This is a genomic window from Sanguibacter keddieii DSM 10542, assembly GCF_000024925.1.
In the GTDB taxonomy this organism is placed as follows: domain Bacteria; phylum Actinomycetota; class Actinomycetes; order Actinomycetales; family Cellulomonadaceae; genus Sanguibacter; species Sanguibacter keddieii.
In genome coordinates, this window is the sequence record NC_013521.1 from 15,594 (window position 1) to 37,383 (window position 21,790).

A 21,790-nucleotide genomic window follows, 5' to 3' on the forward strand; every position below is an offset into this window, starting at 1 on the left:
TGCGGGAACTACACACCTGTAAGTTATCCACATCTGTGGACAGGCCTGTGCATGATCTACGCCACCCCCGATCTCGGCGCCTTTCCTGCAGGGACGCAGAAGGCCCCCGAGCGGGCAGCACGTCGACGACGTGGCCACGCTCGAGGGCCTCGGGCCCGGCAGGCGCAGAGCCTGCTCGCGGAGCTACTTCCAGCGGGTCGACAGACCGAATCCGCCGAGCAGGATCATGAACCCGACGAGGATGTTCCACCGGCCGATCGGCGGGATCGGCAGCTGCGCGCCACCCGACGTCAGGTAGAAGAGGACGACCCACAGGATCCCGACGATGAACATCGTGATCATGGTCGGCACCAGCCAGGCCGGGTTGCCCTCGCGGACCTGCTTGACCTTGGGTGCGGAGGCCTGCGCAGACGAGGTCTGGGCGGCCTTCTTGCGGCGCTTCGATTCAGGCACGGGAGCCGGCTCCTGTCGATGGGTCGACGACGTATTCTCGACTAGCGTAGTGGCACGCAGCGCTCGCACCGCACACAGTGGACAGTTGGGACCATGGCACCTCAGACGCACGGCCGCAGGACGTCGATCCGGGCGACCCTGTCGGTGACCCTCGTGCTCGTCCTGTCCGGGCTGCTCTTCACCGCCAACGCCCGCCTGTCGGGCGGCGAGGAGAACCGTCAGCCCGAGAACTTCGCGGAGCTGGTACGCCAGGAGGTCGACCGCGGCGACGAGCTGCTCTCCGAGGTGGAGGGCCTGCGCTCGACCGTCGACACCCTCAGCGCCTCGCTCGACGTGCAGGCGCCCACCCTCGACCCCGTCCTCGACGTCAACTCCGGCATCCAGGCCGGGATGACCCCCGTGACAGGACCCGGACTGCGGGTGCAGCTCGACGACGCGCCCACCAACAGGCCCCAGCCCGAGGAGATCGTCCCGGACGACCTCGTGGTCCACCAGCAGGACCTCGAGGGCGTCATCAACGCGCTGTGGGCCGGGGGAGCAGAGGCCATGACGCTCCAGGGGGAGCGGGTGACCGCCCTCACCGCGTTCCGCTGCGTCGGCAACGTGCTCTCGCTCCACGGCCGTGTGTACTCCCCGCCCTACGTGGTCGAGGCTGTCGGCGACCCCGACCAGCTCCGCGCGGCGCTCGACGCCTCGGGCCCGCTGAGCATCTACCGGGAGTACGTCGCCGCCGTCGGCCTCGGTTACGACGTGCAGGGCCAGGACCAGATCGACGTCCCGGCCTTCACGGGATCGCTCACCCTCGAGCACGCCACCGTGCCCGAGGGTGTGGACGTGTACCGGTGACCGCGCACCGGGCCGAGGACCGATGGCGGCCCGAGCCCACGTACCCTCTTCTCTAGCGGCACTCGCCGCTCCGGACGGCCACCAGGGCGTCGACGGGGCCGGGACCGCGACCACAGGACCACCAGCGGGAGACCCGTCATGACCCGAATCCTCGTCGTCGACAACTACGACTCGTTCGTCTACACGATCGTCGGATACCTGCAGCAGCTCGGCGCAGAGACCGTCGTCGTCCGCAACGACGCCGTGCCCGCGCTCGAGGAGCGCTCCGGCTACGACGGCGTGCTCGTGTCCCCGGGCCCCGGGACGCCGGCCGAGGCAGGTCAGAGCCTCCAGGTGATCCGCGACTGCGCCGCCACGGGGACGCCGATGCTCGGCGTGTGCCTCGGGCACCAGGCGCTCGGCGAGGCCTTCGGGGCGACCGTCACCCACGCGCCGGAGCTCATGCACGGCAAGACCAGCGTGGTCGCGCACCGTGACGGCGGCGTGCTCGCCGGTCTGCCGCACCCCTTCACCGCCACCCGCTACCACTCGCTCGCCGTCGTCACCGGCACGGTGCCCGACGAGCTCGAGGTCACGGCGGAGGTCGAGGGCGCGCACGGCACCATCATCATGGGGCTCGCGCACCGCGAGCTGCCCCTGCACGGCGTGCAGTTCCACCCCGAGTCGGTGCTCACCGAGGGGGGCCACCGGCTGCTGGCCAACTGGCTAGAGATCTGCGGGTCGACCGACGCCGTCGCACGCTCCGAGGGGCTGGCACCGCTGCTGCACCGCTGACGGCAGCACGGCTGCTGGACCGCTGACCGAGCGCGTCAGGGCACTCGCTCCACCACCCACCGACCGACCACGAGAGAAGGCCACCACCCGTCACGGGTGGTGGCCTTCTCTCATGTGCGCTGCTGCTAGTCGTCGTTGCGCCCCGGTGCCTCTCCGCTGCGTCCGGGGGAGTTCCCGCCCGCCGATCCGCTCTCGTCGTCAGAGGGTGTCGACTCGGTGTCGGTCGGGTCGGGGGACGGCTCCGGCTCGAAGGTGAGGATCACCGTCGACTCGGGGTCCACCACGGTGCCGGGAGCAGGGTTCGACGAGACGACCCTCGTCGTCGGGTTCGGGGTCGAGGTCTCCGGCGCGAGCAGCATCACGAGGTCCGCCCCGGAGAGCGCCGTCCGTGCCTCGTCCAGGGTCAGGCCGACCAGGTTCTCGGGGACGGTCGTCTGCTGGATCTTGGCGATCTGCACCGTGATCTGGGCGCCCTGGTCGACCCGGCCAGAAGGAGCGAACGAGATGACCGTGTCGTCCGCGACCCCCTCAGACTCGGAGAAGGGGACGGGGGTCTCCTCGAAGTTCCCCGTCAGGCCGAAGGCCTGGAGCGTCGCGAGCGCGTCGGCCCGGGTCATCCCGGTGAGGTCGGACAGCTCGACCTGGCCGTTCGAGACGAGCAGGGTGACGGTGTCGCCCTTCTTGGCGGCGGTGCCCGCCTTCGGCTCGGTCTGGGTGACCGAGTCGCGGGCCACCTTGATGCTGAACTCGGACTCGCGTGACGAGGCGACGACCAGGCCCTCGGCCTCGATGGCGCGGACCGCCTGCTCCTGCGTGTAGCCGGTGACGTCAGGCACGGTCGCCTCCTCCGGCCCCGTCGACGTCCACACCTGGATGGTGCTGTCAGCAGGTGCGGAGGCGCCGATCGCCGGGTCGCTGCGGACGTAGAGCCCGGCCTCGACCTCGGTGCTGGCCTCTTCGAAGAACTCGGGCGGGGTGGTGAAGCCCTCGTTGCTCAGCGCCGTGGTGATCTCGGCCCTCGTCATCCCCGTGAGGGTGGGGACGGCCTCGTTGGGGACGGGTTCCTCGCGGTTGTTGAGCAGGAACATCGTCGCGATCACCGCGAGGGCGATCACGGCGATGGTCACGAGGGTCCAGAGGAGGGCACGGTGCTTCGGCTTGTCCTCGTCGTCCTCGGTCTCGAGCTCCGCGAGGGGGTCCTCGGCCGTGGCGACGGGCGCCCAGGCCGGGGCGACCTGCGTCTCGTCGGCCACCGAGCTGAAGATCTCGGTCGCGCCCTCGGCAGGACCGGTCGCAGCTGCCGCCGCGACGACGGCGCCGAGCGGCCCGGCTGCCATGGCACCGCCGCGGATCGCGGCCTCGAGGTCGGAGCGGAACTCGGCGGCGCTGCCGTAGCGCGCCGTGCGCTCCTTGGCGAGCGCCTTGAGGGTCACGCGGTCGAGGGTCTCGGGGACGTCGGACGCGATGCTGCTCGGGCTGACCGGGGCCTCGCGGACGTGCTGGTACGCGACGGACACGGGGGAGTCGCCGGTGAACGGCGGACGGCCGGTGAGCAGCTCGAAGAGCAGGCAGCCGGTCGAGTACAGGTCGCTGCGGGCGTCGACGCTCTCGCCGCGGGCCTGCTCGGGGGACAGGTACTGGGCGGTGCCGATCACGGCCTGCGTCTGCGTCATCGTGGCCGCGGAGTCCGCGAGGGCGCGCGCGATGCCGAAGTCCATCACCTTGATCGCACCGGTCGGCGTGAGCATCACGTTCGCGGGCTTGATGTCGCGGTGCACGATGCCCGCGTGGTGCGAGTACTCGAGCGCGGAGAGCACGCCTGAGGTGATCTCGACGGCCTCGTCGATCGGCACGGCGTTGCCGTCCTGGAGGATGTCGCGGACCGTGTGGCCCTCGACGTACTCCATGACGATGAAGGGAACGTGGGACACGGCGCCGCTGGGCTCGGTGAAGGTGTCCTCACCGGTGTCGTACACCGCGACGATGGCGGGGTGGTTGAGCGCAGCCGCGGACTGCGCCTCGCGGCGGAACCGGGCCTGGAACGACGGGTCCCGAGCGAGGTCGGAGCGCAAGATCTTGATCGCGACGGTCCGTCCGAGACGGTTGTCGTGGCCGATGTGGACCTCGGCCATACCACCGCGGCCGATGAGCTCACCGACCTCGTACCGGCCCGCAAGGGTGCGGGGTGCCTCGTCAACCACTACGTGTCCTTAGGTGTTGTTGGGGATGCTGCGCCGCGGCTCTGTGAGCCCGTGGCTTGGACGATCATGGCATCCGTACCGGTCCCGCCGGTCGATTCTACCGAGATCGTCTCCGAGAGGTGACCATCGCCCGACGGGCTGGAGGAGTCCTCCGACCCCGACGAGTCGAGCAGCGCCTTCGCGAGGGTCGCGGTGAGGACCACGACCAGCACGAGCACGAGGGCGAGCGTCGGCCACCCGACCGAGCGCACGGTGTCGAGGAAGCCGGCGAGCCCGCCACGACGCTGCGCGCCTCGGCGCCGGCTCGAGGAGCTGCCTCGTCCAGGCCTGCCGCTGCCAGACCTGCCACGTGCTGCCGGGCTCGCGGACGCACCTGTCCTGCCGCCGGCCGCAGGGGTGCGGGGGAGTCCCGACCGTGGGCCGGCCGACCTCGGCTGGTCGGAGGTGCGTGCACGGTCTGTCGCACCGGTGTGCGGCACGCGGCGTCGCACCGCACCGGTCTGCTCCGAGGGAGCAGGGGGCTGCTGACCGTGGCCGGCAGCGTCCGGCGAGCGTCGCGGGGAGTCGACCGCGTCCCACACCGGGGTCTGGGGCTCCCACTGCGCAGAGCGCTGCTCGGGCGCTGACCGAGGCTGGCGCTGCGGGAGGGTACGGGTCGGCTCGTCCGCCGGTGGGGGCGGCGGCAGGGCGTCGTGGCGGGCACGCGCCGGTGGGGCCTGCGGCGCGGGCTCTGCCGACAGGTGGTGCGCCTCCCGGCCCGCCCCGCCGAGGCTCGTGGGCTCGGGCGACGTGCGTGCGCTGCCCTGAGAGCCCTCAGCGCCGTGGGTGCCGTGAGCGAGGTGCTGGGGGTCGGCGGTCTCCGACGGGGCAGGGAGCATCCGGCGACCGACGGGCGCCGACGGTGCGCTGCCGTGGGCGGTCTCCGGGTCCTCGGGACCGGCGACCGGGGGAGCAGGCGGCGCCGTCCGTGACGTGCCGGGCTGCTGCACGGGCGGCAGCGGCACCGCGGGCGCCACGGGTGCTGCGGGCTCGGCTGACAGCGCCGCTGCGGGCGGTGCTGCTGGCGCGGCCGGTGCGGTCGTCGGCAGACCTGCTGTGGGGGGTGCTTCGCGGCGTGCGGGAGCAGGCTCGGGGTCGCGCCGGCGGCGCCCGTTGCCCCAGGGGTCGGCGGCGATCTCGTCGGCGAGCAGGTCGAAGGTCCGCGCGAGGATCGCGCCGCTGCGCGGTCGGTCGAGCGGGTCCTTGGCGAGCATGCGCATGACGAGGTCCGCGAGACCGGTGTGGACCGTCGCAGGCAGCGGAGGGACGGTCTCGTTGACCTGTGCCACGGCGATGTCGACGGGGGTCGCGCCGGTGAAGGGCCGGTTGCCGACGATGGACTCGTAGGCGACGATCCCGAGGGCGTAGATGTCCGAGGCCCCGGTCGCGGCCTTGCCGATCGCCTGCTCCGGCGAGAGGTACTGCGCGGTGCCCATGACCATCCCCGCCGCGGTCATGGGGATCTGGTTGGCGGCGAGGGAGACGCCGAAGTCGGTGATCTTCACCTCGCCCGAGCGCTCGAGCAGGATGTTGCCGGGCTTGACGTCGCGGTGGACCACCCCGGCGACGTGCGCGGCGTGGAGTGCTCGTGCGGTCTGCGACAGGATCGACAGCAGGCGCAGCACGGGCAGCACGGGCTCGCGCTCGAGGAGGTCGGACATGGGCTCGCCCTGGACGAGCTCCATGACGAGGTAGCCGGAGCCCTGCTGCTCGCCGTAGTCGTAGAGCTGGGCGATGTTCGAGTGGGACAGGGCGGCGCTGTTGCGCGCCTCGGTCCGCAGCCGGTCGAGGAAGTCGGAGTTGCCGGCGAACTCCTCGCGCAGGACCTTGACGGCGACGTCGCGGGCCAGCGACTCGTCGTGCGCGACCCAGACCTCTCCCATGCCACCGACAGCGATCTGCCGGACCAGGCGGTACCTGCCGCCGAGCGCCATCTGCGCCTCTGGCTTCATCGGTTGATCACCGCTTCCATGACTGCACGGGCGATCGGGGCCGCCACGCGACCTCCGGTCGCCTCGTTGCCGGCGTCTCCGCCGTTCTCGACGATCACCGCGACGACCACCTGCGGGTCGTCCGCCGGTGCGAAGGAGGTGAACCAGGCGTGGGGCGCGGCGTCCGCGGTCGTCTCGGCGGTCCCGGACTTCCCGGCGACCTGCACGCCGGGGATCTGCGCCGAGGTCCCGGTCCCGTCCTGCACGACCCCGACCATCATGTCGCGGAGCGAGTCGGCGGTCGAGCGCGAGATGGGCGTCCCGATCTCCTCGGGGTCGGTCTCGACCGCGACGGAGAGGTCAGGGGTCCGGACCCGGTCGATGAGGTACGGCTGCATGAGCGTGCCGCCGTTGGCGATCGCCGCCGACACCATCGCGACCTGGAGCGGGGTCACCCGGACGTCGTACTGGCCGATCGCGGAGAGCGCGGTCTGCGCGTCGTCGATGGTCTGGCCGTCGACCTCGAGCGGGAAGTGGCTGGGGGTGACCGGGAGCGGGACCGACATCCGGGAGTCGAAGCCGAACGCCTCGGCCTGGTCGTCGAGGGCCTCGGGCCCGAGGTCCATGCCGAGCTGCGCGAAGGCGGTGTTGCACGAGATGCGCAGGGCGTCGGCGAGGGTCATGGTGCCGGTCGGCGAGCACGACTCCCCGCCGAAGTTGTTGAGCATCCTGCTCGACTGGGGGAGCTGGAGCTGGTCGGGCGCCGGGATCTGGTCCTCGGTGGTCACGGTCCCGTCCTCGAGCGCCGCGGCGGCGGTGACCAGCTTGAAGGTCGACCCGGGCGGGTAGGTCCGGCCGGCGGTCGCGCGGTTGTCGAGCGGCCGTGCGCTGTCGTCGGCGAGCGCCTGGTAGGCGGCGCTCGCGTCGGCGGCGGAGTGCGAGGCGACGAGGTTGGGGTCGTAGGACGGCTTGGAGACCAGGGCGAGGATCGCACCCGTCTTGGGGTCGAGGGCGACCACGGCTCCGCGCTGGTTGCCGAGCGCGTCCCACGCGGCCTGCTGCACCACGGGGTCGATGGTCACCTCGACCGAGGAACCCTGCGGTGAGCCGCCGCTCACGAGGTTGCGGAACCTGTCCCACCAGAGCGAGTCGGAGGTCCCGGCGAGGTACTCGTTGGCCGACCGCTCGAGACCGGTCGACTGGAACCGGAACGAGTAGTAGCCGGTGACGGCCGCGTACATCTCGGGCTGGGAGTACACGCGCTGGTACTTGAAGGCGTCGTCGACGGGCACGGACTCGGCGATCGTCTGGCCACCGGCGACGATCGGGCCGCGCTGGATGCTCAGCTCGCGGTACAGCGACCGCGAGTTGCGGCCGTCCGCGTTGAGCGAGGGAGCCTGGACGAACTGGATCCACGTCGCGGCGCCCATGAGGATGAGGAACAGGGCGAGGGCGACGACGGCGACGCGCCGGATGGGGACGTTCATCGGGGCGGCTCCGGGACGATCTGGGTCTCGTCGTCCCCGCGACGGACCACCTGGGTGGCGTCGTCGGACGACGAGGGTCCGGAGACCTGCGCGGTGCCGTCGTCGGCGGAGGCAGCGGCACCGGCGGCGCTGGCGGCTCCGGAGGGGACGCGCGCGGGACGACGGGTCGGCTCGTCGTCCTCGGCCGCACGAGGCGTGCCGCGCAGGGGCAGTGGGGTGGGACGGCGGGAGTTGTCGCTGATGCGCACGAGCAGCGCGATGATGAGCCAGTTGGCGAGGAGCGACGACCCGCCGTACGCCAGGAACGGCATGGTGAGACCGGTCAGGGGGATGACGCGGGTGATCCCGCCGATGACCACGAAGCACTGCCAGGCGATGACGAAGGCGAGACCGGACGCCAGGAGCTTGCCGAAGCCGTCGCGGGTCCCGATCGCGATGCGCATCCCGCGCTGGACCAGCAGCGCGTACATCGCGAGGATCGCCAGGACACCCGTGAGGCCGAGCTCCTCGCCGAGGGCGGCGAAGATGAAGTCAGAAGACGCGTAGGGGACGATGTCCGGGCGCCCGGCACCCCATCCGGTCCCCATGAGGCCGCCGTTGGCCATGCCGAACAGGCCCTGGACGATCTGGTACGAGCCGCCGAAGGTGCGCTCGTAGATGTCGGAGTCGAAGGCGTTGATCCACGCGTCGAAGCGTCCGGAGACGTGCGGGAGGGCGGTCGAGGCGGCTGCCGCGCCGATCCCGACGAGGACGAGACCGATGACCACCCAGCTGACCCGCTCGGTCGCGACGTAGATCATCGCGACGAACAGCCCGAAGAACAGCAGCGACATGCCGAGGTCCTTCTCGAACACCATGATGACGATCGAGACGAGCCACACGACCATGATCGGCCCGAGGTCGCGGGACCGTGGCAGCTGGAGGCCGAGGAGCTTGCGCCCGGCGAGCGTCAGGGTGTCGCGGTTGGAGACGAGGTATCCCGCGAAGAACACCGCGAAGGCGATCTTGGCGAACTCTGCCGGCTGGAGGGAGAACGGCCCGATGCCGACCCACACCCGCGAGCCGTTGATCTCCTTGCCGATCCCGGGCACGAGCGGCAGCAGGATGAGGACCAGGCCCGCGATCATCGCGGTGTAGGTGTTGCGGCGCAGCGTGCGGTGGTCCTTGAGGACGAACAGCAGCAGGACGGCGCCCGCCATGCCGACCGCGGTCCACCCCAGCTGGCGGCTCGCGAGCTCGCTCGAGGCACCCTTGAGCTGCTGACCGAGGTCGACGCGGTGGATCATGGCCAGACCCAGGCCGTTGAGCGCGACGGCGATCGGGACGAGCGTCGGGTCGGCGTAGGGGGCACGCCACCGCACGAGCAGGTGCAGCGCCACGCTCAGCCCCGTCATCCCGCCGGTGAGCAGGTAGAAGTTGGCCGGGAGCGTGCCCTCCATGACGAGGCTGACGATCGCGTACGCGCTGATGCCGATGGCGAGCGCGAGGACCAGCAGGCCGAACTCGCTGGCTCGACCTTTGCGGACCCGACCAGGTTCGACCGTGGCCATCAGGAGGTGCCACCTGCGGGCGTCGGGCCGTCGGCGGCGTCACCGGCCGCGGAGGCCGAGGCCTCGTCCGTGGGCGTTGCTGTCTCGGTCGGCTCGTCAGAGCCGTCGGTGCTGTCTGTGCCGCTCGTGGGCTCGTCGGGGGCGAGGTCGGCGACCCGCTGCCGCGCGTCCTCGAGGGACTTCGCGCGGATGGTCCGCTCGAGCTGGTTGATCTCGAACCTGTCGAGGTCTGAGACGGCGACCTCGGAGGTCTCGTAGACCTCGGAGAGCTCGAGGGGGCCGATCGACTGCGAGATCCCCTGGTAGATGGTCACGCGCCCGTCGGCGATCCCCACGTAGTACTGGGTCTGCGTCCAGCGGTACCCGAAGTACCCGCCGGTCCCGACGATGGCGAGCAGGACCACGAGCGACACGACGGTCCAGACCCAGCGTCCCCGCCCGGAGTCCTCCTCGAGCTCCGCCGAGGTGATGCCGGTGCCGCGCTTGGCCTCGGCCTTCGCCGCCTTGGCCTCGGCGCGCTCCTGCGCGCGAGCGGCCTTCGCCTCGGACCGGGAGAGCCGGGCCGGCTCGGTCGCGACCTCGGCCGGTGCCTCGTCCTCGGTGCTCTCGACAGGTGCCGCGACGTTCTGCTGGGACGACTCGGCGAGGGCGCCGACGGTCGCACGTGCCTCGGCGAGCAGGGCGGCGGCACGCGCCGCCGGACCGTCGAGGGCCGCGGTCGGCGCGTCCCGGGTGGCCGCGACCGAGCCGACCACCTGGACGCTCGAGTCCGGGCCGGCGCCGTCGGGCAGGTCGTCGAGGTCGACGACGTCCGCGACGATGCAGGTGATGTTGTCGGAGCCGCCGGCCCGCAGGGCGAGCTGCACCAGGCGCTCGGCGCACGCGGTGACGTCGGTGTTCTCGACCATGGTCCGCTCGATGGTCTCGAGGCTCACCATGCCGCTGAGGCCGTCGGAGCAGAGCAGCCAGCGGTCGCCGGGGTGCGCCTCGCGGACCGAGAGGTCGGGGCTGAGGTCGAGGTCGAAGTCGCCGAGGACCCGCATGACGACCGAGCGCTGCGGGTGGTGCTCGGCCTCCTCGGCGGTGATCTTCCCGGTGTCGACCAGGTGCTGCACGAAGGTGTGGTCCTTGGTGACCTGGCTCAGGGACCCGGCGCGCAGCAGGTAGCCGCGGGAGTCGCCCATGTGGGCCATGGCGAGCTTGTTCCCGGAGCGCAGCAGCGCCGTGACCGTGGTGCCCATGCCGGAGAGCTCGGAGTCCTCACGGGCCCGGCGCACCAGCTCGAGGCGGGCCGTCTCGATCGCCTCTCCGAGGCGCTCGAGGATCTCCGACGAGCCGAAGGCCTCTCCGTCGAGCGGGGCGAGCGAGGCCACCGCGAGGGAGGACGCGATGTCGCCTCCGGCGTGCCCGCCCATGCCGTCGGCCACGAGCAGCAGGTGCGGCCCCGCGTAGGCGGAGTCCTGGTTGTTGGAGCGCACGAGCCCGACGTCGGACAGCGCGGCGTAGCGCAAGGCGATGGTCATGGCCTACCTCTGCAGCTCGACGACGCTCTGACCGATGCGCACCTGCGTCCCGGGGGACAGCGGGGTCGGTGACGACACCCGCTGGTTCCCGATGAAGGTGCCGTTCGTCGACCCCAGGTCCTCGAGGATCCACTGGTCACCGGACGGGAAGATCCGGGCGTGGCGTGATGAGGAGTAGTCGTCGTCCAGCACGAGGGTGCAGCTGGGCGCGCGTCCGATGAGGATCGCCGAGCTGGTGAGCGGGAGCGTCGTGCCGCGCAGCGGCCCCTCGCTCACGACGAGACGGGTGGGTCGGTTCTTGCTCTGCGCGGGTGCGGCCGGGGCGGGTGCGGCGACCTTGCCGACCGACGTCTCGCGCGCGCCCTTGCGGGTGGTGATCCTGGTGCCGTAGAGGTCGTGCCGGAGCACGCGGACGACGGAGTAGACGAAGAGCCACAGCAGGACCAGGTAACCCAGCCGCAGCAGGGTGATCGTCAGCTCGTTCATCCGGGGCAGGTCACCATTCCCCGTCGGCGGAGTCGTCGGCGACCCCGGTCCAGAACATGATGCGCGTGCGACCGATGGTCAGCGAGTTGCCGTCGAGGAGCGTGGCGGCCGGGACCTGATGGCCCTCGACGTAGAGGCCGTTGGTCGACCCCATGTCGGTCGCGACGACGCCGTCGGGCGTGACGCGGATCTCGAGGTGCCTGCGCGAGACGCCCGGGTCGTCGACGACGATGTCCGCCTCGGCGCCGCGGCCGATCACGGTCACGGGCCCGGTGAGCAGGTACCGCTGGCCGTCGATGTCCACGAGCGGGTGGCGCGAGCTCGGTGCTGCGCCGGCGCTCGCGGGGGCGACGGCACCGCGGACGGTCGACGAGCGGACCTCGAAGCGACCGGTGTCCAGACCCTCGACCTCTTCGAAGGTGACGGTCACGGCGCCGACGAAGGCGTAGTGCTGCGTGCCGGCGTACTGCGTGACGTTCGCGGCGAGCTCGTCGGCGAGGGGCTCAGCGCCCCAGCTCTCGATCTGCGCGAAGTCGTCGACCGACAGCTGGATGGTGAACTCGTTGGGTGCCACGGTGCGGTCGCGGTCGACGGCTGCCGCGCGGTCGTCGACCTCGCGGCGCAGCGCGCTCGCCAGCTCGACGGGCTTCAGCTCGCTTCGGAAGACGCGGGCGAACGTGTTGTTCACAGCGCGCTCGACGCTCTTCTCGAACCGATCGAGAACTCCCATGTCACCTCCTCCGATCCTCCGGCGCGCGTCGCCGGGGACGACGCGCAGGCCCGTGTGCTGGACCTATGATGGCCGAGGAGCGACCGGAAGCCGGTCGCGACTCGCACTCCTACGTCCCCCCATCGTATAGACACTTGGGTCGACGGTGCGTGGATGCACAGAGGTCAGCCTAGACGTGGTAAGTTCCTCTCGTCTCGCGTGAGTGGCGGAATGGCAGACGCGCTGGCTTCAGGTGCCAGTGTCCGTAAGGACGTGGGGGTTCAAGTCCCCCCTCACGCACACAGGTCCGGTCTCCGGACAGCAGAAGGCCCCGACCGGGTTCCGGTCGGGGCCTTCTGCGTGGTGAGGCTGTGCGGGTCGCGTGGATGCTGGCTCGTCCAGGCTCACGCGACCCGCACGAAGTCTCCCCGCGGTGTCTTCCCGCGGGGTCTCGCCGCGGAGAGCCCCGCGGCGAGACCCCTCTGGGTCGGTGCGACGCGCTGGGCTCAGTGAGCGGTGTAGAAGATCGGCTCCGGGAGCCCGGCCTCCGCGCGCACCTGCCGGGAGTAGCCCTCGATCGAGCGCAGGGCGTCGACCACGTCGGCCGCGGTCACGGGGAACGGCATGTTGTGGATGGTCTCGCCCTCCACGACCGAGGCCTCGGCGACCCGCTGCAGGTCCTCGAGGTCGGTGGTCTTCAGACCGATCTCGGTGAGGGTGTTGGGCAGCCCCACCTTGGTGGTGAAGACGATGAAGTCGCGGATCTCCTCGGCGGGCGCCCCCTCGAGGACCAGCTGGGTCAGCGACCCGATGTTGACCTTCTGCCCGTGCGTGAGCCCGTGGGTCTGCGGTGCGGCGGTGAGGCCGTTGTGGATCGCGTGGGCGGCCGCCAGGCCTCCCGACTCGAACCCGAGGCCGGAGAGCAGCGTGTTGGCCTCCACGAGCTTCTCGACGGCCGGCGTCACGAGGTCGTCCTCGACCGCCGCGATGGCTGGGAGCGCGTTCTCCCAGATGAGGTCCCACGAGAGCTTCGCGAGCGCGACCGCGGTCTCCGTCTGCAGTCCGCCCGCCATGGTCGTGGCGTGCGCACGCCGGGTCGCACGGGCCTCGAGCCAGGTGGCGAGGGCGTCGCCGACGCCTGCCACGAGGAACTTCACCGGGGCGTTCGCCACGAGCTGGGTGTCGACGAGGACGAGGTCGGGGTTGTGCGGGAAGAACCTGTACTCCTCGAAGGCGCCCTCCTCGGTGTAGATGACCGACAGCGCCGAGGTGGGGGCGTCGGTCGAGGCGACGGTGGGTGCCGACACCCAGCGGGTGCCTGCGAGGTGCCCGGCGGCCTTCACGGCGTCGATCGTGCTGCCGCCACCGATGCCCACGGCGACGTCGGCGCCTGCGGCCTCGATGGCCGCCACCAGGCGCTCCACCTCGGTCTTGGTCGCGTACGTGCCGAAGGACTCGCGGACCACGGCGAGGCCGGCCGCCTCGAAGGACGCCGTCACCTGCTCCTCGACGATGCCCCAGACGACGTCGTCGGCGACGATGATCGGCGTCGAGCCGAGCGGGGCGGTGAACTCTCCCAGCCGCGCGATGGCGCCCTTGCCCTGGACGTAGCGTCCGGGGCTGATGACGGTGCGGACGGGGACTGCTGAGGCGGACATGGCATCTCCTTCACGACGGGATGTGCTGGTCTCCTCGACCCTAGGCTCCGTCGGGAGGCGCCGCCCGGGCCCGCGGCGCAGAGTGCGGTATCTCTCAGCAGGTGACGAAGGTGTACCCCGGCGGGCGTCACCGACGCTCGCCTTTATGCTCATTTGACGAGTGATATGGTGCGTCATGTGAGAACTGACGCTCCACCACTGATGCCGATCTTCCGCTCGCAGCTGCAGGCGCGGCTGCTCTTGCGCGTCCTGACGTCCGCAGAGCCGGTGACGGCGTCAGACCTGGCTCGGACGCTGAGAGAACCCGACGCGACGGTGTCACGCGAGGTCCGTCGTCTGATCGATGCCGGCCTGCTGCGTGGCGAGCGGGTGGGACGCGCCGTCCGGTTGCGGCCGGTGCCGGAGAACCCCGCGACCGCTCCTCTGCGACAGCTGCTGATCGTGACCTTCGGTCCTGCGCAGGTCCTCGAGCGAGCGCTGGCCGGGGTGGAAGGCCTGGAGAGCGCCCGTGTCCACGGTTCGTGGGCTGCGCGCTACCACGGCGAACCAGGAGGGCCTCCGGGTGATGTCGACCTCTTGCTGGTAGGCCGACCCTCCCGTCGAGAGGTCGACTCAGCACTCGAAGAGCTCGAGGGCGTCCTGGGTCGCGAGGTCAACGTCACCTACGTCAGCCCGGAACGGTGGCAGGACGTCACCGACCCGTTCATCAGCACCGTCCGTTCGCGCCCCACGGTCGAACTGGACCTGCACCGCGAGACCGAGGAGGACGGATGAGCTGGACCCCTGGGAGTGCCGAGATCGACGCACTGCTGCTCAGCGGGAGGCTCGAGAGAGTCCCTCCGAACCTCGAGGGCGCCCGAGGCCGTGCGAGCGCAGCTCGACCCGCCGTTGGGCAAGGTGCTGGCGCCATACGGCAGGATCCGGCGGCAGCGTAACGACGGGGACTACCTGCAGGAGCAGCCAGCCACTCCCGAGGACGTGCACCAGGATCTGCCCCTGTGCCAGTCCATCGTCGACGACACGGAGAAGATGCTCGGGCAGATGCCGACCTACTGAGTGCGGTATCTCTCAGCAGGTGACGAAGGTGTACCCCGGGTCGCCGGGCAGGCTCAGCGGGCGGTCCCGGCCGACCACCGAGATCGCGTCGTCTCCGCGCCCGTGGTCGGCGCAGGACGCCTCGAGGAGGGCCTCGAAGTCGGGGGCGTCGTCGTAGACGATCTCGATCACCTGCCGGCCGTAGACGGCTGTGTAGTCGCCGCACTCGTCGTAGACGGCGCAGTCCTCCGCCACGGCGAGGTCGAAGCCCGCCTCGCGGCCCCGCTCGCCGAGCTCGACGGTGTTCTTCTGCGCGATCGCGAGGCCGGCCGCGTGCGCGCGCTCGACCAGCAGGCTCGCGAGCGCGAGGTTGTCGTCCTCGGACAGGAGCCCCGCCGACCGCGTGAAGGAGTCGAGGTTGTCCGGCTCGACGGCGTCGAAGCCCTTCGCGGCGCAGGTGTCGACCTGCTCGCCGAGGATCTCCGCGATCGCCGTGCGGTTCTCGGCCGTCGACGTGTCGAGGATGAGCTCGTCCGGCCAGTCAGGGTCCTCGAGGGGGACGCCGTCGACGTGCAGGACCAGCTCGGGGTGGTCGGCCAGCCAGGCCTCGGAGTCGCCGGGCTGGGTCTGGAAGGCGTTGACGTAGCAGAGGTCGTAGCCCGCTCCCGAGGGCGACGCGGTGACGTCGCGGACCACCACTGTGACGCCGGGCGGCGGGTCGTAGGGGCCGCCCAGCTGGTAGTCGACGAGCCCGCCCTCGGGCAGCAGCCGGACCGTCGACGAGGTGCCCGGGTCGCCCGCGCCGTCCGTGGACGGTGTGCTCTCCGCGGCGGGCTGCTGTGCCTCCGGCTCGGACGAGGTGCCGCACCCGGCGAGGAGGAGGGCGCTCGCGGTGCCGGCGGCGACCCACGCCGCGACGGCTCGGCGACGGGCTGCTCGGCGGTGGGGCGTCGTCGTGGCGTCGGTCATGCGCACCAGTATGCGGCGAGTCCGGGGCTCCAGGCGGCAGGGGCGCCCCGGTGCGCCCGGGACACGACGACGGCCGGACCCCGTGGGGTCCGGCCGTCGTCGTGGGCAGCGTCGCTGCCCGGCTCACGTGCTCCGTCAGGCGGCGGGGACCGTGTAGCCGGCCTCGTCGCAGGTGGCGGTGAGGTCGGTCGTGGCAGTCGCGACGGCGGCCGAGTCGACCATGACGTCGGCGGTGCCCGAGGACACCTGGCTGATGACGTCACCGAGCGGGGCGCGCAGCGCCTCGATGTTCGCCGCGAGGTCCGTGGGGGACTTCGCGATCGCGGCGACGAGCTCCTGGCGGATGTCGTTGACCTCCGTCAGGCCGGCCTCGTCGACGACGACGCCGTCGAGAGCTGCGAGGCGGCCCATGGGGCTGTCCGCCTCGCCGTCGAACAGCGCCTCGCACACGGCGAGGGGGTCCTTGGAGACAGCCTGCGCGGTCGCGCCGGACTGTGCCGAGGTCGAGGGCGACGAGCCCTCGGAGGCGGAGTCGTCTCCGCCCGAACACGCAGAAAGCAGAACCAACGAGCACATAACTACAGCAATCCTCTTCATACCGTCATCGTAGCCGCGGTGCGCAACCGGATTTCCGGGACTGCCGGGCCGGTGTCACGACGAATCGGGCGAGAGGGTGCGTATGGACGCCGTCGGCGTCCCGCAGGCGCCTCAGGGCCCCGAGATCACGGTGTGTGCTTGGACACTCCCGCGTGCTCGGGGAGCAGCACGCCGGCCAGCAGGCGCAGCGTCTCCTCACGCGTCTCGACCCGGCGCGGGTCGCTGCCGACGTAGGCGGACGAGACCGGCGAGATCATGATCTCGTCCGTGCCGACCGTCGCCGCGAGCTCGCGGACCTTGGCGGCGGCGACCTCGGGGGTCCCCACGGCCCACGAGGCGCGGATCGCCTGGGCGATGCTCGCGTGCTCGGGCAGGATGCCCTCGCGCTCGGCGTCCTCGACGAGCTCCTGCGGCTCGAGGCCCTGACCGGTGCGCAGCCGGATCATCGAGCGGACGTAGGGCAGCGCCCGACGCTCGGCCTCCTCGGCGGTCTCGGCCACGACGGCGTTGATGATGCCGAAGGTCTTGGGCTCGGCGAGGTGCTCGGACGGCCGGAACGCCGCACGGTAGGTCTGCATCGCCTCGCGGGTGCCCTGCCCGGCGAAGTGGTGGGCGAAGACGTAGGGGAGCCCGAGGGCTGCGGCCAGCTGCGCCGAGTACATCGACGAGCCGAGGAGCCAGGTCTCGGGGACGGTCACCGCGCGGGGTGTGCCCTTGAGGGGGTAGCTGCGGCCGCGGAGGTCGAGCACCATGCCCTCCGGCGACATCAGCTCGATGGTGTCGCGGACGTCGTCCGGGAAGGTGTCGACGGGGTCGGAGCCCTGCGCGGCGCTCGAGCGCAGCATGTGGCTGGTGACCGGGTCGGAGCCGGGGGCGCGCCCGATCCCGAGGTCGACGCGCCCCGGGAAGGCAGCCTCGAGGACCGCGAACTGCTCGGCGACGGCGAGAGGCGCGTGGTTGGGCAGCATGACGCCGCCCGACCCGACGCGGATCTGCCGGGTCGCCGAGGCGAGCAGCGCGAGGAGCACGGGAGGCGTCGTCGAGGCGACGGCCGGCATGTTGTGGTGCTCGGCCACCCAGTAGCGGCGGAAGCCGAGCTCGTCGGCGGTCTGCGCGAGACGGGTGGTGGCGGCGATCGCGTCAGCGGTCGTCTGGTCCGTCCGGACGGGGATGAGGTCGAGGACGGAGAGTGCGGAGACAGGGGTGCTGTCGACGGGCGCTGGGGCCACCGGCGAGCCGGTGGTGGTGTCTGTGCTCACTCAGGCGGCAACGGGCGTGCGGTGCGCGCTATTCCTCTCGGACCCCAGGAGCGTCGCGGCGGGGTCTGCCACGTCGGTCCCCGCGAAGAGCGAGTCCATGAGGGTGTCGTGCTCGGCGACGGAGGAGGCCGGTGCCTCCCAGCCGGTCGCGAGGACGGCCTCGGGGGACTCCTCGACCGTGGTCTCCGTGGTGACGGCGGCGCGGCGCGCGTTCCAGAGGGCGCGCACGGCGTAGATGCCGATCGCGACCCAGACGACGTTCACCACGGCCGAGGGCCAGGCGCTGTGCACGGACGCGCTCACGGAGAGGAGACCGGCGCCGACGATGTTGAGTCCCTGGAAGGTCAGGGAGTCAGGAGAGATCCGCTTCATCGTGACCAGACCGTAGGCGACGACGGCACTGATGGCGCCGGTCCACCCGGCGAGGGTGAGGAAGATCTGGGCGGCAGCGGACATGACGAACTCCTGATGACGTGCGGTGGGGGGTGTGGTCATGCCGAGCCACCGGCTGCGGACCACGAGGTGATGAGCACAATCATGAGGCTCTGGATGCTGTAGCACAATCGAATCATTCTCCAAACCCCATGTAGCATCACTACATGGCTCTGGACGCGCGAAGACTTGGTGTACTCCTGGCGGTCCACAGGGCTGGAGGAGTGGTGGCAGCCGCCGACCTGCTGCACCTGACGCCCTCCGCGATCTCCCAGCAGATCGCCAAGCTCGAGGCAGAAGAGGGCGTCGAGGTCCTGCACCGCGGCCCCCGCGGGGTGACCCTCACGGCCGTCGGGCTGATGCTCGCCGAGGCGGCCGAGCGCATCGAGTCCGAGCTCGTCGAGGCCCGCAAGCAGATCGCCACGATCGGGCCGGACGTGAGCGGCCGGGTGACGATCGGTGCGTTCCAGACCGTGACCCGCAGCGTGGTCGCGCCCATGCTGGTGGAGCTCGCGGAGACCGCGCCGGGCCTCGAGATCGACGTCCACGAGGTGGAGACCGACGACGCCAACCGCGGGCTGCGCAGCGGCGAGTACGACATCGCGATCGTCGAGCACGACTCCTCGGCCGAGCGCCCCGTGCCGCGCGGCTTCCGCGAGGTCCCGCTGCTCGACGAGCCGTGGCGCATCGCCGTGCCGACCACGATGGCCACGCCCACGAGCCTCCAGGACCTCACCGAGGCCGTGTGGATCGGCTCGGAGAAGACCACGGCGGCGGCCCGGGCGCTGTCCCGCGTGGTCGACCTCGCACGCCCCACCCGGTCGACGCTGCACAGCACCTACAGCTACGAGGTCGCCATCGCGCTGGTCGCCGCGGGTCAGGGCGTCGCGCTGCTCCCGGCGCTCGCCCTCGAGCACGCCGACCTCACGGGCGTCGACATGGTGCCCATCGCCGGCCTCGGCATGCGCCACATCGCGGCCCGCCACCGCGCCAACCGCCACGAGCCGACGCCCGCCGTGACAGCCGTCATCGACGCGCTGCTCGCACAGGTGGTCACGCTCGACCTGGGGTACATCGGGTGACGGTGCCACGTCGGCTTGACGGTGCGTGGGCATGGAAGAGCCCGTGGGCTGGTGGGGTGACCCACCTGCCGCGAAGGACGAGATCGCGGCGCCCACGGGCTCCGGTGACTGCCTGGTATTCGCTGGGCGCCCACCGCGTCCGGTGCGGGGCCGGCGAGTACTGACAACCGGTTCGTCCGACAGCTGCCAGCGCGACCTTGCGCGCTGGTCCCCGACCAGCAGGGCTGGTCGGTGCTGGTGGCGACTAGCGGACAGCCACCTCACGAGTCCTGGTGAACTTCATGTCTGGGACCACCTCCTTCCGATGTGAGCACGACGCTACGCCTGCGCACCGGGGGCGCTCAAGGGTTTTACCGAGAGCAGATCTGGGCGGGCCGGTCAGGCCCCGGTGGGCGGCTCCCGCTCGTCCTGCGACCGGGGCCCCGCCCGTGACAGGGTTGAGGCAGACCCCACCCCGACCTGGAGGGAACTCCCCGTGACCGACTCCTCGCAGACCAGCACCCCGCCCGCACGCATCCTGCGGATCATGACCGTCTGCACCGGCAACATCTGCCGCTCGCCGATGGCCGAGGTCGTGCTGCGCGACCGGCTCGAGGCTGCCGGGCTCGCAGGCCGCGTCGTCGTCGACTCGACCGGGGTGAGCTCGGAGGAGCACGGCAACCCCATGGACCGCCGAGCACGCGCCGTGCTGACCGCGGCCGGCTACACCGACGCCGCCCTCGACCGGCACTCGGCACGCCAGGTCGGCGCCGCCGACCTCGGCGACCGTGACCTGCTGCTGCCGATGACGGCGTCGCACGCCGCCGCGCTGCGCCGCCTCGCCGAGCGCAGCGGCCAGCCGGACAGTGTTGGCGACATCGTCATGTTCCGTACCTTCGACCCGGCCGCCCCGGCGACGCGCGGGGTGCAGGACGAGCACCTCCTCGACGTCGAGGACCCCTGGTACGGCGGTCCGGCCGACTTCGAGGAGTGCCTCGCGCAGGTCGAGGCGGCCGTCGACGGGGTCGTCGAGTGGGCCCGCGCCCGGCTCGGGCACGAGTGACCCCGGGCCGACGAGCGAGCGCCGCGGCTCAGGGGGCGAAGGTGTACCCGGTGAGGTCACCGGCGACCGTCGAGGTCACGAGGGAACCGCCGATCACCTGGTAGCTCGACCGGTCGAAGGACGTCGGTGACGTCGCATGCGTGTGGTCGACCGTCCAGAGGACGGCACCGTCCGTGGGGTCTACGCCGACGACAGTCTCCTCCGTCTCGACCACGAGCGTCCCGTCGTGCAGGCCGAGCTCGCCGTTCAGCGCCTTCGAGACCCAGCGCTGCTCTCCCGTGCGGGCGTCGACCGCGACCACGGGGGTCTGGGCGGTCCGGTCGAAGGGGACCACGAGGTCACCGACCACCGTCGCGGTCAGCCCGGCGGGGTCGCCCTCGAGGCTCCACGGCGACTCCCCGGTCGTGGGGTCGACGGCCCGGGACCCGACCCCCACGACGGGGGCGAGCCCGTCGACCTCGCCGAGCAGGTTCCACGCCCCGCCCGCACCGTCGGTGATCACGCGGCCGTCGACGCCGTCCGTGATCGTCGCGCCGCCGTCCACGGAGCTGATGTCGCGCAGCAGCCCGCCGGGGAGCAGGAGCAGCGCCGAGTCGCCCGAGGTGGTGAGGACCTCTCCCGTGGTGCGGTCGACGACGGCCGACGCGCCCGACATGAAGAACGCGACCTGACCGGAGTCTGCCGTGACCACGCCGTAGGCCTCGGTCGCCGGGACGAGGCCCGGCTCCGTCGAGCTCGACCACACCTCGACGAGGTCGTCGTCGAAGGCCTGGAAGAGCATCGCCCCGTCGACGACAGACGCGACGACCGTGCCGGTCTCGTCGGAGAACGCGTACGCCGGCTCGGCGGACAGCCCGACCGTGCCCAGGACCTCGCCGGACGCGGTGTCGAGCGTCGTCAGGGTGAAGGTCCCGTCGTCAGCCCCCTGCCAGTGGGCGACGGTGCTGCCGTCGTCGAGGACGGTGCTCCAGGCCTCTGCACCCGGGCCGGGCTCGTACCGCCAGAGCTCGTCGCCGGTGGTGCGGTCGAGCCCGAGCACGAGCGGACCGGCCTCGGCGTACACGCGCACGACGGCCACGTCGGAGACGTTGGGGACACCCAGCGGCTGCTCGTCGGCCAGCCAGACCTCTGTCCCCGCGGGCCCGTACGACGTCCCGGACACCGTCCAGGCCGTCGTGGGCTGACCGGCCAGGGCGCTCGCGGCCGGTGTGGTCGGGGCCTCGGTGGGCTCGACCGTCGGCTCGGCCGTCTCGGTCGGCTCGGGGGAGGGTGTCGTGGGCTCCGGGGCGGGAGAGGTCGAGGGCGCCGCCTCGGCGGGCTCGTCCGACGAGGTGAGGGCCTGGGCGCCGACGACCACCGCGCCGAGGAGCACGGCGGCCCCCGCGGCCACGGCGACGGTCCGTCCGACCCGCCGTCGTGCGGGCCGTCCCGGCTCGTCGTCCGGTGCGCGGTCTGCCGGCGTGCTCGAGTCGTCTGCCATGTCTGCTGCCCCTGTCGTCGCTCGCGCGACCCTCGTCTGTCCCCCACCACCGGTCCGGCCGGAGGGATGCCCCATCGTCCCGTGCCGTCTCTGCCGCAGCAACCGTCCCGGCGCTCTGACGGCAGATCGCGACACACCTGTGACCTGGGGAGACGACGGGCCCCTCTGCCGGCGACGCGGAGCCGTCGACGCGCACCGGAGACGACGGGCCGGTGGCGCTCTCGACCGGCGGGGCGC

At 71.7% G+C, this 21,790-nt stretch carries 20 protein-coding genes and 1 tRNA gene; 7 read left to right on the top strand and 14 right to left on the bottom strand.

All coding sequences use genetic code 11. The annotated features are described in order from the left end of the window. Nucleotides 1-183: 183 nt before the first annotated feature. The gene (locus SKED_RS00070) at nucleotides 184-453 is read right to left on the bottom strand and encodes a cell division protein CrgA (RefSeq protein WP_012865061.1); all 270 of its coding nucleotides are present in this window, start codon (nucleotides 451-453) and stop codon (nucleotides 184-186) included. Nucleotides 454-546: 93 nt separating this feature from the next. On the opposite strand from SKED_RS00070, the gene SKED_RS00075 reads away from it, so the two are divergent. Further along, entirely contained in the window at nucleotides 547-1,299 is a 753-nt protein-coding gene (locus SKED_RS00075; RefSeq protein WP_012865062.1) for a DUF881 domain-containing protein, read from the top strand. Nucleotides 1,300-1,437: 138 nt separating this feature from the next. Then, nucleotides 1,438-2,073 carry an aminodeoxychorismate/anthranilate synthase component II gene (locus tag SKED_RS00080; RefSeq protein ID WP_012865063.1) on the top strand — a complete coding sequence of 212 codons (636 nt, stop codon included), beginning with the start codon at nucleotides 1,438-1,440 and terminating at the stop codon, nucleotides 2,071-2,073. 125 nt (nucleotides 2,074-2,198) lie between these two features. Here the strand turns inward: SKED_RS00080 and pknB are convergent, their stop codons facing one another. From pknB to SKED_RS00115, 7 genes are read right to left on the bottom strand one after another with little or no spacing between them, the layout of a single operon-like run. Continuing rightward, a complete protein-coding gene (gene pknB / locus SKED_RS00085) occupies nucleotides 2,199-4,274 on the bottom strand; it encodes a Stk1 family PASTA domain-containing Ser/Thr kinase (RefSeq protein ID WP_012865064.1) in 2,076 nt (691 codons plus the stop codon). Further along, the gene (locus SKED_RS19330) at nucleotides 4,274-6,265 is read right to left on the bottom strand and encodes a serine/threonine-protein kinase (protein ID WP_012865065.1); all 1,992 of its coding nucleotides are present in this window, start codon (nucleotides 6,263-6,265) and stop codon (nucleotides 4,274-4,276) included. Before SKED_RS19330 ends, pknB begins: the two co-directional genes overlap by 1 nt. Continuing rightward, complete coding sequence (locus tag SKED_RS00095; protein WP_012865066.1) at nucleotides 6,262-7,731, bottom strand: peptidoglycan D,D-transpeptidase FtsI family protein; 1,470 nt, start codon at nucleotides 7,729-7,731, stop codon at nucleotides 6,262-6,264. Before SKED_RS00095 ends, SKED_RS19330 begins: the two co-directional genes overlap by 4 nt. Next, nucleotides 7,728-9,281, bottom strand: a complete 1,554-nt coding sequence (locus SKED_RS00100; RefSeq protein ID WP_012865067.1) for an FtsW/RodA/SpoVE family cell cycle protein — start codon at nucleotides 9,279-9,281, stop codon at nucleotides 7,728-7,730. The genes SKED_RS00095 and SKED_RS00100 overlap by 4 nt, the downstream gene beginning before the upstream one ends. Beyond that, entirely contained in the window at nucleotides 9,281-10,804 is a 1,524-nt protein-coding gene (locus SKED_RS00105; protein WP_012865068.1) for a Stp1/IreP family PP2C-type Ser/Thr phosphatase, read from the bottom strand. The genes SKED_RS00100 and SKED_RS00105 overlap by 1 nt, the downstream gene beginning before the upstream one ends. A 3-nt stretch (nucleotides 10,805-10,807) precedes the next feature. Continuing rightward, on the bottom strand, nucleotides 10,808-11,290 hold the full coding sequence (locus SKED_RS00110) for an FHA domain-containing protein FhaB/FipA (RefSeq protein WP_012865069.1): 483 nt from the start codon (nucleotides 11,288-11,290) through the stop codon (nucleotides 10,808-10,810). Between the two features lie 10 nt (nucleotides 11,291-11,300). Then, nucleotides 11,301-12,020, bottom strand: coding sequence for an FHA domain-containing protein (locus SKED_RS00115; RefSeq protein ID WP_012865070.1), 720 nt, complete (start codon nucleotides 12,018-12,020; stop codon nucleotides 11,301-11,303). 196 nt (nucleotides 12,021-12,216) lie between these two features. Between SKED_RS00115 and SKED_RS00120 the strand changes: the two genes are divergently transcribed. Beyond that, nucleotides 12,217-12,299 (top strand) — tRNA-Leu (locus SKED_RS00120). Between the two features lie 206 nt (nucleotides 12,300-12,505). Here the strand turns inward: SKED_RS00120 and SKED_RS00125 are convergent. Further along, entirely contained in the window at nucleotides 12,506-13,657 is a 1,152-nt protein-coding gene (locus SKED_RS00125) for a glycerol dehydrogenase (RefSeq protein WP_012865071.1), read from the bottom strand. 165 nt (nucleotides 13,658-13,822) lie between these two features. Between SKED_RS00125 and SKED_RS00130 the strand changes: the two genes are divergently transcribed. Further along, nucleotides 13,823-14,431, top strand: coding sequence for a winged helix-turn-helix domain-containing protein (locus SKED_RS00130; RefSeq protein WP_042437627.1), 609 nt, complete (start codon nucleotides 13,823-13,825; stop codon nucleotides 14,429-14,431). A gap of 90 nt (nucleotides 14,432-14,521) precedes the next feature. After that, complete coding sequence (locus SKED_RS00135; RefSeq protein ID WP_012865073.1) at nucleotides 14,522-14,713, top strand: hypothetical protein; 192 nt, start codon at nucleotides 14,522-14,524, stop codon at nucleotides 14,711-14,713. Between the two features lie 12 nt (nucleotides 14,714-14,725). Here the strand turns inward: SKED_RS00135 and SKED_RS00140 are convergent, their stop codons facing one another. From SKED_RS00140 to SKED_RS18735, 4 genes are all read right to left on the bottom strand, one after another. Beyond that, nucleotides 14,726-15,661, bottom strand: a complete 936-nt coding sequence (locus SKED_RS00140) for an endo alpha-1,4 polygalactosaminidase (RefSeq protein WP_012865074.1) — start codon at nucleotides 15,659-15,661, stop codon at nucleotides 14,726-14,728. A 135-nt stretch (nucleotides 15,662-15,796) separates the two neighbouring features. After that, the gene (locus SKED_RS00145; protein WP_143755601.1) at nucleotides 15,797-16,228 is read right to left on the bottom strand and encodes a hypothetical protein; all 432 of its coding nucleotides are present in this window, start codon (nucleotides 16,226-16,228) and stop codon (nucleotides 15,797-15,799) included. A gap of 155 nt (nucleotides 16,229-16,383) precedes the next feature. Next, on the bottom strand, nucleotides 16,384-17,517 hold the full coding sequence (locus SKED_RS00150; RefSeq protein WP_012865076.1) for an LLM class flavin-dependent oxidoreductase: 1,134 nt from the start codon (nucleotides 17,515-17,517) through the stop codon (nucleotides 16,384-16,386). Then, nucleotides 17,518-17,973, bottom strand: a complete 456-nt coding sequence (locus tag SKED_RS18735) for a CBU_0592 family membrane protein (RefSeq protein ID WP_012865077.1) — start codon at nucleotides 17,971-17,973, stop codon at nucleotides 17,518-17,520. It abuts the gene before it with no gap. 143 nt (nucleotides 17,974-18,116) lie between these two features. Here SKED_RS18735 and SKED_RS00160 point away from each other — a divergent pair, with 143 nt between their 5' ends. Continuing rightward, the gene (locus tag SKED_RS00160; RefSeq protein WP_012865078.1) at nucleotides 18,117-19,031 is read left to right on the top strand and encodes a LysR family transcriptional regulator; all 915 of its coding nucleotides are present in this window, start codon (nucleotides 18,117-18,119) and stop codon (nucleotides 19,029-19,031) included. 526 nt (nucleotides 19,032-19,557) lie between these two features. After that, nucleotides 19,558-20,073 (top strand): low molecular weight protein-tyrosine-phosphatase, encoded by a 516-nt coding sequence (locus SKED_RS00165; protein ID WP_042438227.1) that lies wholly within the window; start codon nucleotides 19,558-19,560, stop codon nucleotides 20,071-20,073. 28 nt (nucleotides 20,074-20,101) lie between these two features. Here SKED_RS00165 and SKED_RS00170 read toward each other — a convergent pair whose 3' ends face one another. Beyond that, on the bottom strand, nucleotides 20,102-21,553 hold the full coding sequence (locus SKED_RS00170) for an outer membrane protein assembly factor BamB family protein (protein ID WP_012865080.1): 1,452 nt from the start codon (nucleotides 21,551-21,553) through the stop codon (nucleotides 20,102-20,104). Between the last annotated feature and the right edge of the window lie 237 nt (nucleotides 21,554-21,790).